The sequence below is a fragment of the Achromobacter spanius genome (assembly GCF_002812705.1).
Taxonomy (GTDB): Bacteria; Pseudomonadota; Gammaproteobacteria; order Burkholderiales; family Burkholderiaceae_B; genus Achromobacter; species Achromobacter spanius.
The window spans coordinates 3,445,146-3,456,927 of the sequence record NZ_CP025030.1; the positions used below are offsets into that span (position 1 = coordinate 3,445,146).

Genomic DNA, 11,782 nt, shown 5'->3' on the forward strand with positions numbered 1-11,782 from the left:
GGAACGCAAGCCCTGGCGAGAGCGCAACCTCGGGCCGGAACACAAGCCCGGTCCAGGGCTCCCGCCCGGACTCGTCGCAGGACACGCCCCAGGACGCCGCGCGGCGCAAGCTGATGGTGCGGGGCGGCATGGTCGCCGGTGGCATGGCCGCCTTTGCGGCCGGCTACGGTGAAACCGTCACACGCGCCGTGAAGGGTCTGGCCCACGGCACGGCCGGCGTGCCCACGGCGCATGCCGTGCGCGGCAATTCGTTGACCCCGGAATTCCGTATCGACCCGCTGACCGGCGTCCTGAGCCCGCAGCCTGGCCAGACGGTCAGCCCGTCCAGTTGCCTGGGCTGTTGGACCCAATGCGGCGTGCGGCTGCGCGTGGACACGGCGGAAAACCGCATCCTGCGCGTGGCGGGCAACCCCTATCATCCGCTGGCCACCACGCGCCCGGCCGCCATGGAAACCCCCGTGCGCGAGGTCTACGCGCAACTGGGCGGCGACAACGGCCTGGAAGGGCGCGCCACGTCGTGTGCGCGCGGCTCGGCCATGCTGGAACAACTGCAAAGCCCGTACCGGGTGCTGCAACCGCTCAAGCGCGTAGGCGCGCGCGGGGCAGGCCAGTGGCAGAGCATCTCGTTTGAACAACTGGTGCAGGAAGTGTGCGAAGGCGGCGACCTGTTCGGCGAAGGCCACGTCGATGGCCTGCGCGCCATCTTCGACCGCGACACGCTGCTGGACCCCGCCAACCCCGAGTACGGTGCGCGCGTGAACCAGTTCCTGTTCACCGATGCCTCCAACGAAGGCCGCACGCCGCTGATCCAGCGCTTTGCCGCGCAGTCCTTCGGCACGGTCAACTTCAGCAACCACGGCTCGTATTGCGGCCAGAGCTTCCGGGTGGGGGCGGGCGCCGCACTGGGCGATTTGAAGGGTATGCCGCATGGCAAGCCTGATTGGGACAACGCCCGCTTTGGCCTCTTCATCGGCGCCGCGCCCGCGCAGGCCGGCAACCCGTTCCAGCGCCAGGCCCGGCAGTTGGCTGAAGCGCGCGTGCGTCCGGAAGAAAACAGCTTCACCTACGTGGTCGTGTCGCCCGTGCTGCCCGCGTCCTCCAGCCTGTCGGCCGGGTCGGGCAACGAATGGCTGCCGGTGAACCCGGCGAGCGACCTGGCCTTGGTCATGGGCCTGATCCGCTGGATTCTCGACCACGAGCGCTTCGACGCCAAAGCCTTGGCGCAGCCCGGCCCGCAGGCCATGCAGGCGGCGGGCGAAGCCGCCTGGACCAACGCCACGCACCTGGTCGTGGCCGAATCCGGCCACCCGCGCCTGGGCAGCTTCCTGCGCGGCGCGGACCTGGGCTGGCCGCGCCCGTCGGACGCCGATGACAAATGGCAAGACGTGTATGTCGTTCGCCTGGATGACGGCACGCTGGCGCCGCACACCGGCGCGACGCCCGCGACCTTGTTCGTGGACGAACGCATCGCGGCGCCCGGCATGGCAGGTGCGCCGCAAGCCTTGCGCGTGTGTTCTTCGCTTGCGCTGCTGCGCGAGGAATCGCATCGTAAAACCCTGGACGAATATGCCGACCTGTGCGGCGTGCCGGCCGACAAGATCGCCCAGTTGGCCCAACGCTTCACCAGCCACGGCAAGCGCGCCGTGGCCGACGCCCACGGCGGCACGATGAGCGGCGCGGGCTTCTACACCGCTTATGCCATCGCCATGTTGAACACCCTGGTGGGCAATCTGAACGTGGACGGCGGCCTGGTGCTGGACGCCGGCCCGTTCCCGCCCTACGGCCCCGGCCCGCGCTACAACATTGCCGGCTTTGCCAACCGCGCCACACCCAAGGGCGTCGCGCTGTCGCGCAACCGTTACCCCTACGAGAAGTCCAGCGAATTCAAGCGCAAGCAGGCGGCTGGGCAGCCCGCCTATCCGGCTGCCGCGCCCTGGTATCCGGCCACCGGCGGGCTCAGTTCGGAAATGCTGGCGTCCGCGCTGGCGGGCTATCCCTATCGCGCCAAGGTGTGGTTCAACCACATGAGCAACCCGGTCTACGGCATTGCGGGCTTCAAGTCCGTGCTGGCCGACAAGATGAAGGACCCGCGCATCCTGCCGCTATCGGTGTCGATCAACCCCTTCATCAACGAGACCAACGCGCTTGCCGACTACATCGTGCCGGACACCGTCACCTACGAAAGCTGGGGCGTGTCGGCGCCGTGGGCCGACGTGGTCGCCAAGGCGTCCACGGTGCGCTGGCCCGCCGTCCGCCCGCGCGTGGCGCGCACGGCCACGGATGAACCGGTGTGCCTGGAAACGTTCTTGATCGCCTGCGCCAAGCGCCTGGGCATGCCGGGTTTCGGCGCCAACGCCATCACCGACAAGGACGGCGGCAAGCACGCGCTGGACACGCCCGAAGACTTCTTCCTGCGCGGCATGGCCAACATCGCCTTCTCGGCCGGCCGCCCCGTGCCCGAAGCCAGCGACGAAGACATGGCGCTGACCGGCGTGGACCGCTATCGCGCCCTGCTCGAACACAAGCTGAAGCCGGGCGAGTGGCGGCAAGTGGCCATGCTGATGAGCCGTGGCGGGCGCTTCGACAAGATGGACGACGCCTGGGTGCAAAACGAGACCCGTCAAACCCGCCAGACACGCGCCGCCTACGCCAAGCCCTTGCACATATGGAGCGAAGATCTGGCGGCGTTCCGGCATGCCATGACGGGCGAACGCTACAGCGGCTGTCCGACCTGGTATCCGCCACGCCTGGCGGATGGTCGCGATGTGCGCGCCGAGTATCCCGCTGCGGACTGGCCCTTCCTGCTGAGTTCGTTCAAGTCGAACCTGATGAGCTCGATGTCCATCGGCGTGAGCCGGCTGCGCCAGGTCCATCCGCACAACCCGGTATCGATCAACCGGCAGGACGGCGAACGGCTGGGCATCCGCAACGGCGATGCCGTGCGCATCGTGACGCCGGGCGGCGCGGTGACGGGGCTGGCCTTGCTGCGCGATGGCATCCAGCCGGGCGCGGTCGGCATTGAACATGGCTACGGCCATACCGAGCTGGGGGCGCGCGCGCACGTGGTGGACGGCAAGCCCATGCCGCACGACGCCACGCTGGCGGCGGGCGTCAACCTGAACGACCTGGGCTTTGGCGACGCCACGCGCGGCGAACACGCCAACGTCTGGATCGACTGGGTGTCCGGCGCGGCGGTGCGTCAGGGCTTGCCGGCGCGGATCGAGCGGGTGTAGCGGATCCAGCGGGCTTAGCGGATCCAGCGGTCTAGCGGGTCTAGCGGACCTGGCGGACCTGGCGGACCTGGCGGATCGCGGGCCGACACCCGGGGAGTGCCTCAGCGCACCACGGTGTCGGCCACCAGATTCAGGTCGCGCGCCCGGATGTTTACATCGGGCAGCACGCCCGACAAGTCGCCCGGCTGGGCGGCGGCCTTGCCTGAACGGCTGATGCGGATTTCGACCTGCACGCGGCTGGCCCCAGACAGCTTGGCCTGTGGCGACATGGCGCTGCTGTCATCCAGCACGAAGGCGCGCGGCAGGTCCGACACGCGCCATTGCGTGATGGCCAGCGGCATGCGCGAGCCGGCGACGGGGCGCGCCAGGATGAAGACGGTATCGCCGGGCTGAACCTGATCGCGCAGCGGGTCAGCGATGCTCGCGGTGCCCGAAATGCGGGCGGGAGACGGGTCGGCGACGGGCGAGACGGTGTTTGCTGTGGCGTCGTTGGCATCGGTGGCGGCATCGTCCGTGTTGCTGATCGAAGCGCCCATGCCACTACCCGACCGCGCGGCCGGCGCACCAGCCGACATGGCACGCGCCTGGGCGATGTTCGACTGAATCTGACGCGCGGCCTCGGAGTCCGCCGGCAGCAGCGCTTGCAGGCGTTCCCAATGCACCAGCGCTTCGGCTGCGTCGCCACGGCGCAGCGCCATCATGCCGGCCAGCGCCAGGGCCTTGGGCTGGTCCGGGTCGGCCACCAGCGCCTGCGCCACCGCCGCGATGGCGTCGGTGTCCGGCTTGCCCTGATTGGCCGAGAGCAGGGCATCGGCCAGGTCCGCCAACACGGCGGGCTGCCCCGGCGCCAGCCGCAGCACTTGCCGATACGCCGCTACCGCATCCGGATAGCGCCCCAATGTTTCGTAGGAACGCGCCAGCGTATACCAGCCGTCAGCATCGTCAGGGCTGGCGCGCAGCCGTTGCGCCAGGGCATTGATGGCCACGGCCATGTCGGCGCCGTCGCTTGCCGGGCCTGCCGCACTGCCTGCCGCGCCATTATTCGCGCCATTGCCTGCGGTGTTACCCACGCCATTCCCCGCGTTGCTGGCATGGGCGGGCGCCGTGCGCATGTGCGTCATGTCGGCCACGGCGCGCGGGTTGCCCACCTTGCCGTACAGCAGCACGGCAGCCACGGGGATCAGCACGCTCAAGAGGCAGGCGGCGGCCAGGCCGGCGCGCTGGCCGCCGACCAGTCCCACGCGGGGTTGACGCGCCGCCAGGTCTTGCAGCAGTTCACGCTGCAATTCTTCTTCCGCGCGCAGGGCGGCCTCGCGGGTCAAGCTGCCCGCGCGCAGGTCGCGCTGCAACTGCTCGCGCTGCGCCCGATAGAAGGCGCGCAGGTTCTCATCGGCGGCGGGAGCGGGGGACGACGCGCGGCGCAGCAGCGGAGGAATCAGGCACAGCAGGGTGGCCAGCAACAACAGCACAACGACAATCCAAAGCGAGGTCATGGGTCGGTGTCCAGAAAGCGGGTGGCGCGGGCGCGCTCGTCGGCCGTCAATGGCGCGCGCGCCACGGCGCGCCGCTTGAGCGTGCGTACCAGCACCCAGAAGCCCAAGGCCAGCAAGGTGAACGGACCCAGCCACAGCAGCCAGGTAATCGGTTTGAAGGGCGGGTCATAGCGCACGAAGTCGCCGTAGCGGTCTTCAAAAAAACGCATGATCTGCGCGTCGCTGCGGCCCTCGGCCAATTGCGCGTGGATCAGCTTGCGCATGTCTTGGGCAAGCGGCGCGTTGGAGTCGGCCAGGGTCTGGTTCTGGCAGACCAGGCAGCGCAGGCCGTGCGCCAGCTTGTCGGCGCGCTGCTGGTCGGTGGGTGACAGGGCGGGCAGGCCAGGCGCTGCGGGCGAGGGCGAGGCTGCCTGCGCGATCGTCGCGCTCAAGGCCAGCATGATCGCGACCATCAGCACTGGCATCAACGCCTGCCGCAGCGTCAACGGACGCCACCGCCCGCTCATTTCAGCGCCTCGATGATCGGCAGGATCCGCGTGCGGAAAATCTCGGGTGTGATCAGGCCCAGATGCTTGTGGCGGATGCGGCCGGCGCCGTCGATGACGAAGGTTTCCGGCACGCCGTAGACGCCATATTCGATGCCGACGCGGCCGTCCGTGTCGCTGGCCGAGGCCACGTACGGGTTGCCATTGCGCGCCAGCCACGCGACGGCGTCTTCGGGCTTGTCCTTGTAGTTCAAACCGTACAGCGGGATGGCGTGACGCTGGGCAGCGTCGCGCAGCACCGGTAATTCTTCCCGGCATGGCGCGCACCACGATGCCCATACGTTCAGCAACCACACTTGCCCACGCAGCGCTTGCACGTCCAGTTGTTCGCCCGGCGATTGCAGCACCGGCAGGTTGATGGGCGGGGCCGGCTTGTCGATCATGGCGGACGGTACGGCGCGCGGGTCACGTGACAGGCCCATCGCCAGGAACACGGCCATTGCCATGAAGACGGCCAGCGGCAGCACGTAGCGCATCAGTAGCCCTCCCGCGCCGGGCGCTGCGCCGTGGCCAGGCCTGGCTGGGCCTGACGCGCAGCGGCTTCCTGCTGGCGGCGATAGCGCTTGTCGCCAGCAGCCAGCAAGCCGCCCAACGCCATCAGCACGCAACCCGCCCAGATCCACATCATGAAAGGCTTGACCTGGATGCGCACGGTCCAGGCGACCTTGCCCCCGGGTTCGCCCACCGGTTCGCCCAGCGCCACGAAGAGGTCGCGCGTGGGGCCGCTGTCGATGTCGGCCTGGCTCAAGGCCATGTCCTGCACGGTGTACAGGCGCTTTTCGGGATACAGCGTCACCACCGGCTTGCCGTTGCGCGTGACCTTGAACTCGGCGCGCTGGGCGCTGTAGTTGGGGCCGGTGGCGGGCGCGATGCCGGCAAACGTGAACTGGTAGCCGCCCGCTTCCTGGGTGGCGCCCAGGTCGAGGCGGACTTCGTGTTTGACTTCATAGCCGTTGGCCAAGGTGACGCCCGCGATGAAGACGCCGATGCCGGCGTGCGCCAGCAGCATGCCGTACCAGGAGCGTGGCTGCCGCCCAAGGCGGCGCAGCCATTGGCCGTCGGCGCCGTCGGTCAGTCGTTGCCACGCATGCGCGCCGGCGGCGGCCACCGACCAGGCGGCCAGCCACAACCCCAGCATGACCAACGGCGAGCCCAGGCGCGCCGGCCCCGGCATGGCCAGCGGCAGCAACACGGCGGTCAACACACTGACGACGAACGCAGCGCGCAGCTTGCACGCCAGGTCGGGTACTTCGGCTTGCTTCCAGCGCGCAACCGGCCCCACGCCCATCAGGAAGATCGCGGGCGTCATCAGCGGTACGAATACCGCTTCAAAGTAGGGCGGGCCGATGGAGATCTTGCCCCAGTCCAACACGTCGAGCACCACGGGGTACAGGGTGCCCAACAGCACTGAGCCCGCCGCCACCGTTAGCACGACATTGTTGGACAGCAACAGAGATTCGCGCGACAGCAGCGAGAAGCCGCCGCCCAGGCCCACCGAGGGCGCGCGCCAGGCGTACAGCACCAATGAGCCGCCGACGATCACGGTCATGAACGCCAGGATGTACAGGCCCCGGCCGGGGTCCACCGCAAAGGCGTGCACCGAGGTCAACACGCCGGAGCGGACCAGGAAGGTGCCCAGGATGCTGAGCGAAAACGTGCAGATGGCCAGCAGCACCGTCCAACTGCGGAACGCGCCCCGGCGCTCGGTGACGATCAGCGAATGGATCAGCGCGGTGCCCGCCAGCCAGGGCATGAACGAGGCGTTCTCCACCGGGTCCCAGAACCACCAGCCGCCCCAGCCCAATACGTAATAGGCCCATGCGCTGCCCAGCAAGATGCCCACGGTCAGGAATGTCCACGCGGCCAAGGTCCACGGACGCACCCAGCGCGCCCACAGCGCGTCCAGCTCGCCCGACAGCAGCGCCGCGATCGCAAAGGCGAAGGCCACGGAAAAACCCACGTAGCCCATGTACAGCATCGGCGGGTGCACGATCATGCCGGGGTCCTGCAGCAGCGGGTTCAGGTCGCGGCCGGCCATGGCGGGCGGCATCAGCCGTTCAAACGGGTTGGACAGGAACAGCAGGAACAGCAACAAGCCCACGCTGATCCAGCCCATGACCGCCAGCACGCGCCCGGTGAAAGCCAAAGGCAGGCGGCGGCTGAAGACGGCGACGGCCACTGTCCAGGCGGTCAGCAGGTACAGCCACAGCAACAACGACCCTTCATGCCCGCCCCACACGGCGGCAAAGCGGTAGGCGGCGGGCAGGTCGGCGTGCGAGTTGCCCGCCACGTACAACACCGAAAAGTCGTTGTCGACGAACGACCAGGCCAGGCAGCCAAACGCCAGCGTCGTCAGACAGAACTGGCCCACGGCGGCGGGCCGCGCCACGCGCAGGCCCGCTTGCCAGCCGGTGGCGGCGCCGATCAGCGGCAACGTGGCCTGCGTCAACGCGACCAGCAACGCCAGGATCAGGCTGAACAGGCCTATCTCGGGAATCATCGGGCCTCCGGAGGCAACGCGTTGGTCGCTTTGTTGCCGGCCGTGCCGGTTGGGGCAGCGGCGTTGCCTGATGCCGCGGTCGCGTAGCCAGGTTTGCCTGCGGCAGGGCGAGGTGCGCCAGCGGCGTCGCCAGTCACCGCAAGCGGGCCACCGGATGCGCCAGCCGCGCGCTTGAGCGCGTCGGCGGCTTCGGGCGGCATGTAATTTTCGTCGTGCTTGGCCAGCACCTGCGTGGCGCGGAACACGCCGTCCGCGTCCAGCTTGCCCGCCGCCACCACACCCTTGCCTTCACGGAACAGGTCCGGCAACAGGCCCTGGTAGGCGACTTGCACGGTGTGCGCGGTATCGGTCACGACGAAGCGCAAGGTCACGCCGTCCGGTTCGCGGCGCACCGAGCCTTGTTCGACCAATCCGCCCACGCGGAAGCTGCCGCTGGTTGGGGCCTCTTTCGCGGCGATCTGGCTGGGGCTGAAGAAGAACACCAGGTTCGATTGCAGCGCGTTCAGCACCAGCGCCGTGGCCAGGGCCAGCAGCGCCAGCCCGCCCGCGGTGGCCCATGCGCGACGCTTGCGCGGGCTCATGGGCGCCCCGATTCCGCGCGCGGGTCGGACGATACGCGCGACGCGCGTGAGCCGGACCGCCCGCGCGCGCGACGCCACAGCAAAAAGACTTCCAGGCCCATCAGCGCCACCGTCACCCCATAGGCGCCCAGGATGTACGGGCCATGGCCTTGCAGCGAAAACAGTGCGTCCCAACTCATGGCGCCTCCTGGCGGCCGGGCTGGCCCGCGTGGTCATGGCTACCCCTGACGCCCGAACGCACGGCGCCCGGTTCGCGTTGCGCGATCAATCCGCGCACGCGCGCCAGCGCCACCGCCGCGCTGTACAGCCAGAACGCCGCCACCATCAGCAGCATGGCCGTCAGCATGATGCGCGCCATGCTGGGCGCGGTGGTCAGGTTGATGGACGCGCCCTGATGCAGCGTGCTCCACCATCGCACCGAAAAATAGATGATGGGCACGTTGACCACGCCGGCCAGCAGCAGGATGGCGCCACTGCGGTCGGCCCGGCGGACGTCGTCAGTGGCCGCTTGCAGGGCGATGAACCCCAGGTACAGAAACAGCAGGATCAACTCGGACGTCAGCCGCGCGTCCCAGACCCACCATGCGCCCCAGGTTGGCTTGCCCCAGAGCGCGCCCGTCCACAAGGTCAGGAAGGTGAAGAGCGCACCGGTGGGCGCCAGCGCGCGCATCATCATGAACGACAGGCGCGTGTTGTAGATCAGGCCCAGCGCGGCGTAGGCCGCCATCACCAGGTAAAGGAACATCGACATCCACGCGGCCGCCACATGAATGAACAGGATGCGATAGACCTCGCCCTGCTGGCTGTCCGCGGGTGCGACGACCAGGCCCACGTACAAGCCGGCGGCGGCAAAAAGGGCGGCGGCCAGCGCCAGCCCGGGAATCCATCGGCCGGCCAGCGGGTAGAACAGCGCGGGCGAGGCATAGCGCATCCAGCCAGGTTGCTTGTGCATGGGCCCTCTCATTCCAGCGCCACGCGCAGCGCGGCGGACGCGCTCCAGGGGCAGAGCAGAATCGCCAGGCACAGGCACGCGCCCAGCAGCGACAGTTGTGGCCCCGCGCCCAGCCCGGCGTGCGTGGCCGACACCGCGCCCGCGCCGAAGATCAGCACCGGTACATACAGCGGCAACACCAGCAAGGGCAATAGCGCGGCGCCGCGCAGGCCCAGCGTCAACGCCGCGCCCAGGCCGCCCACCAGTGCCAGCGTGGGGGTACCCAGCAGCAAGGAGAGGACCAGGACGCCGATGGCGTGCGGCGGCAAATCAAACTGCAATGCCAGGATGGGGCTGGCAAGAATCAGCGGCACACAGCCGCTGAACCAGTGCGCCGCCAGCTTCACGCCCACCAGCAGGGGCAGTGGGTGGGGCGACACCAGCAGTTGCTCCAGCGCGCCGTTATCGTGGTCTTGGGTAAACGGGCGGTGCAGGCTCAGCAAGATGCCCAGCAGCGCGCACACCCACAGCACCCCCGGCCCGATGGCGCGCAGCAGCGCCGGGTCGGGGCCGACCGCCAGCGGAAACAGCGATCCGGCCACCACGAAGAACAGGGTGGCGCCCAGCGTGTCGGCGGGCCGCCGCCAGGCCAGCCGGATGTCACGCAACACCAACTGAGACAGCGTAGCCAGCATCCGCGTAGTCATCCATGTTCAGGGTTTGCAGGCGATCGGGGGCAGTGACGGGTTGCCGATGGCAGGCCACCACCGCCGCGCCGCCAGCGTCCAGGTGCGCGTCCAGCGCGGCCCACAATTGTTCGAGGCTGGCCGCGTCCAGCCCCGCGTCGGGTTCGTCCAGCAGCCATAACGGCTTGCCGCTAAGCATCACCGCCGCCAGCGCCACCCGACGCGCCTGCCCTTGCGACAGGCGGGCCGCCGGGGTATGCAGGCAGGCGTGCAGGCGCCAGGCAGCCAGTCCGGCATCGATGGCGCCATCGCCTTGCGGCGCGCCCGCCACATGCAGGCTGTAGCGCAGGTTTTCCAATGCGCTCAGGTCCGCGCACAGCCCGTTGGCGTGGCCCAGATACGCCACGCGCGCGAAGTAGGACGACGGGTCGCGCGACACGTCGCGGCCCAAGGCATGCAGCGAGCCCGCCACCGGCCGTAGCAAGCCGGCCAACATGCGCAGCACGCTGGTCTTGCCGCTGCCATTGGCGCCGTGCAAGTGCAACAGCTGGCCGGCGTGCAGGTCGAAGTGCAACGCGCCCAGTCCTTGCCCCGGCGCACCACCACGCGGGCAGCACAGACCGTGGGCGGCAAGTAGAGGCGGCGGCGCGTCAGCGGGCCGCATTGGCTGGCCCCGCCTTGGCGATTTCCTTGGGTGTGCCGGCGGCCGGCGTCGCATCGGACGTCTGCCCCGGCGGAATATGCGGCAAGGTGTGCGCGATGCCCTTGTGACAATCGATGCAAGTCTTGGACTTGTCCGCCAGATAGGTCGAATGCATGTTCTGCGCGCGCACGCTCTGGCGCGTGAAGTCCATGTATTCGTAGTTGTGGCAGTTGCGGCATTCCAGCGAATCGTTTGCCTTGAAGCGCGCCCATTCGTGCTGGGCCAGTTCCAGCCGCTTGTCGACGAATTTTTCGCGCGTGTCGATGGTGCCGAAGATCTTGCCCCAGACTTCCTTGGACGCCTGCATCTTGCGCGCGATCTTGTCCGTCCAGTTGTGCGGCACGTGGCAGTCCGAACACAGTGCGCGCACGCCCGAGCGGTTGGTGAAGTGGATGGTGCCTTTCAGTTCCGCATAGACGTTGTCGCGCATCTCGTGGCAGCCGGTGCAGAACTTCTCGGTGTTGGTCAGCTCCATCGCGGTGTTGAAGGCGCCCCAGAACAGGATGCCGCCGATGAAACCGCCTATCGTCAGAAAGCCCAGGCTGAAATGCACGCTGGGGCGGCGGATGATGTTCCAGTAGCGCTTTAGAAGCTTGACCATGGCTGCGTCCTGTCCCTTACTTCTTGTCTGTCGCCGGGGCGGTCAGGCGCTTGAGGATTACGTCGATGTCCTGATAGGTATTGGACACCAGCGGCTTGGCCTCGGCTTGCGGCACATGGCATTGCACACAGAAATACCGGCGTGGCGACACCTCGGCCAGTACATTGCTGTCGCGGTCCATGTAGTGCGTGACGCTTAGCGGTGGCGCCTGGGTTTCCTCGGTGTTCACGCGCGCATGGCAGGCCAGGCAGCGGTTGTAATTCTTGTCGATCTGATAGCCGTCGATCTTGTGCGGAATGGTGGGCGGCTGCATCGAATACGTGCGCATCCGCTTGATGTCTTTGTTTTCGATGGGGCTGATCAGGGGCGGGGTGGTCTCGTCGGCAACGGGCGTGGGCCCCCGCATGGGGTCTTCGACCTCGAAGGGCGGCGCGGCCCAGGCGGACGAGCCCAACAGGGAACCCGCAACGAGTGCAAGGGCGATGGCGGCGGTGCGCGTGTTCATGGCT

The 11,782-nt window shown here is 68.4% G+C and carries 11 protein-coding genes and 1 pseudogene; 1 reads left to right on the forward strand and 11 read right to left on the reverse strand.

The annotated features are described in order from the left end of the window. Positions 1 to 113 precede the first annotated feature (113 nt). The gene (locus CVS48_RS15700; RefSeq protein ID WP_242001379.1) at positions 114 to 3,233 is read left to right on the forward strand and encodes a tetrathionate reductase subunit A; all 3,120 of its coding nucleotides are present in this window, start codon (positions 114 to 116) and stop codon (positions 3,231 to 3,233) included. 101 nt (positions 3,234 to 3,334) lie between these two features. Here CVS48_RS15700 and ccmI read toward each other — a convergent pair whose 3' ends face one another. The 11 genes and pseudogenes from ccmI to CVS48_RS15755 form a co-directional block, all read right to left on the reverse strand. Continuing rightward, entirely contained in the window at positions 3,335 to 4,726 is a 1,392-nt protein-coding gene (gene ccmI / locus CVS48_RS15705; RefSeq protein ID WP_100855245.1) for a c-type cytochrome biogenesis protein CcmI, read from the reverse strand. Beyond that, positions 4,723 to 5,166: a cytochrome c-type biogenesis protein gene (locus CVS48_RS15710; RefSeq protein ID WP_419191455.1), complete on the reverse strand. Its 444-nt coding sequence runs from the start codon at positions 5,164 to 5,166 to the stop codon at positions 4,723 to 4,725. Before CVS48_RS15710 ends, ccmI begins: the two co-directional genes overlap by 4 nt. Positions 5,167 to 5,228: 62 nt before the next feature. Continuing rightward, positions 5,229 to 5,750 carry a DsbE family thiol:disulfide interchange protein gene (locus tag CVS48_RS15715; RefSeq protein WP_100857685.1) on the reverse strand — a complete coding sequence of 174 codons (522 nt, stop codon included), beginning with the start codon at positions 5,748 to 5,750 and terminating at the stop codon, positions 5,229 to 5,231. After that, positions 5,747 to 7,771: a heme lyase CcmF/NrfE family subunit gene (locus CVS48_RS15720; protein WP_100855246.1), complete on the reverse strand. Its 2,025-nt coding sequence runs from the start codon at positions 7,769 to 7,771 to the stop codon at positions 5,747 to 5,749. Before CVS48_RS15720 ends, CVS48_RS15715 begins: the two co-directional genes overlap by 4 nt. Before the next feature lie 140 nt (positions 7,772 to 7,911). Next, positions 7,912 to 8,352: pseudogene (gene ccmE / locus CVS48_RS15725) on the reverse strand (cytochrome c maturation protein CcmE); the annotation flags it as partial. After that, a complete protein-coding gene (ccmD, locus tag CVS48_RS15730) occupies positions 8,349 to 8,531 on the reverse strand; it encodes a heme exporter protein CcmD (protein ID WP_100855247.1) in 183 nt (60 codons plus the stop codon). The gene ccmD and the pseudogene ccmE, both read right to left, overlap by 4 nt. Then, complete coding sequence (ccmC, locus tag CVS48_RS15735; protein ID WP_242001262.1) at positions 8,528 to 9,304, reverse strand: heme ABC transporter permease CcmC; 777 nt, start codon at positions 9,302 to 9,304, stop codon at positions 8,528 to 8,530. Before ccmC ends, ccmD begins: the two co-directional genes overlap by 4 nt. A gap of 8 nt (positions 9,305 to 9,312) precedes the next feature. Continuing rightward, positions 9,313 to 9,978 carry a heme exporter protein CcmB gene (gene ccmB, locus CVS48_RS15740; protein WP_100855249.1) on the reverse strand — a complete coding sequence of 222 codons (666 nt, stop codon included), beginning with the start codon at positions 9,976 to 9,978 and terminating at the stop codon, positions 9,313 to 9,315. Continuing rightward, positions 9,944 to 10,633 carry a heme ABC exporter ATP-binding protein CcmA gene (gene ccmA, locus CVS48_RS15745; protein ID WP_100855250.1) on the reverse strand — a complete coding sequence of 230 codons (690 nt, stop codon included), beginning with the start codon at positions 10,631 to 10,633 and terminating at the stop codon, positions 9,944 to 9,946. Before ccmA ends, ccmB begins: the two co-directional genes overlap by 35 nt. After that, positions 10,620 to 11,273 carry a cytochrome c3 family protein gene (locus CVS48_RS15750; protein ID WP_100855251.1) on the reverse strand — a complete coding sequence of 218 codons (654 nt, stop codon included), beginning with the start codon at positions 11,271 to 11,273 and terminating at the stop codon, positions 10,620 to 10,622. Before CVS48_RS15750 ends, ccmA begins: the two co-directional genes overlap by 14 nt. Positions 11,274 to 11,289: 16 nt before the next feature. Next, the gene (locus CVS48_RS15755; protein WP_100855252.1) at positions 11,290 to 11,778 is read right to left on the reverse strand and encodes a nitrate reductase cytochrome c-type subunit; all 489 of its coding nucleotides are present in this window, start codon (positions 11,776 to 11,778) and stop codon (positions 11,290 to 11,292) included. Between the last annotated feature and the right edge of the window lie 4 nt (positions 11,779 to 11,782).

What these genes read in the sequence shown, in the direction of transcription:
- CVS48_RS15700 (WP_242001379.1), top strand. Translation starts at nt 114, where the DNA reads ATGGTGCGGGGCGGCATGGTCGCCGGTGGCATGGCCGCCTTTGCGGCC.
- ccmI (WP_100855245.1), bottom strand. Translation starts at nt 4,726, where the DNA reads ATGACCTCGCTTTGGATTGTCGTTGTGCTGTTGTTGCTGGCCACCCTG.
- CVS48_RS15710 (WP_419191455.1), bottom strand. Translation starts at nt 5,166, where the DNA reads ATGCTGGCCTTGAGCGCGACGATCGCGCAGGCAGCCTCGCCCTCGCCC.
- CVS48_RS15720 (WP_100855246.1), bottom strand. Translation starts at nt 7,771, where the DNA reads ATGATTCCCGAGATAGGCCTGTTCAGCCTGATCCTGGCGTTGCTGGTC.
- ccmD (WP_100855247.1), bottom strand. Translation starts at nt 8,531, where the DNA reads ATGAGTTGGGACGCACTGTTTTCGCTGCAAGGCCATGGCCCGTACATC.
- ccmC (WP_242001262.1), bottom strand. Translation starts at nt 9,304, where the DNA reads ATGCACAAGCAACCTGGCTGGATGCGCTATGCCTCGCCCGCGCTGTTC.
- ccmB (WP_100855249.1), bottom strand. Translation starts at nt 9,978, where the DNA reads ATGCTGGCTACGCTGTCTCAGTTGGTGTTGCGTGACATCCGGCTGGCC.
- ccmA (WP_100855250.1), bottom strand. Translation starts at nt 10,633, where the DNA reads ATGCGGCCCGCTGACGCGCCGCCGCCTCTACTTGCCGCCCACGGTCTG.
- CVS48_RS15750 (WP_100855251.1), bottom strand. Translation starts at nt 11,273, where the DNA reads ATGGTCAAGCTTCTAAAGCGCTACTGGAACATCATCCGCCGCCCCAGC.
- CVS48_RS15755 (WP_100855252.1), bottom strand. Translation starts at nt 11,778, where the DNA reads ATGAACACGCGCACCGCCGCCATCGCCCTTGCACTCGTTGCGGGTTCC.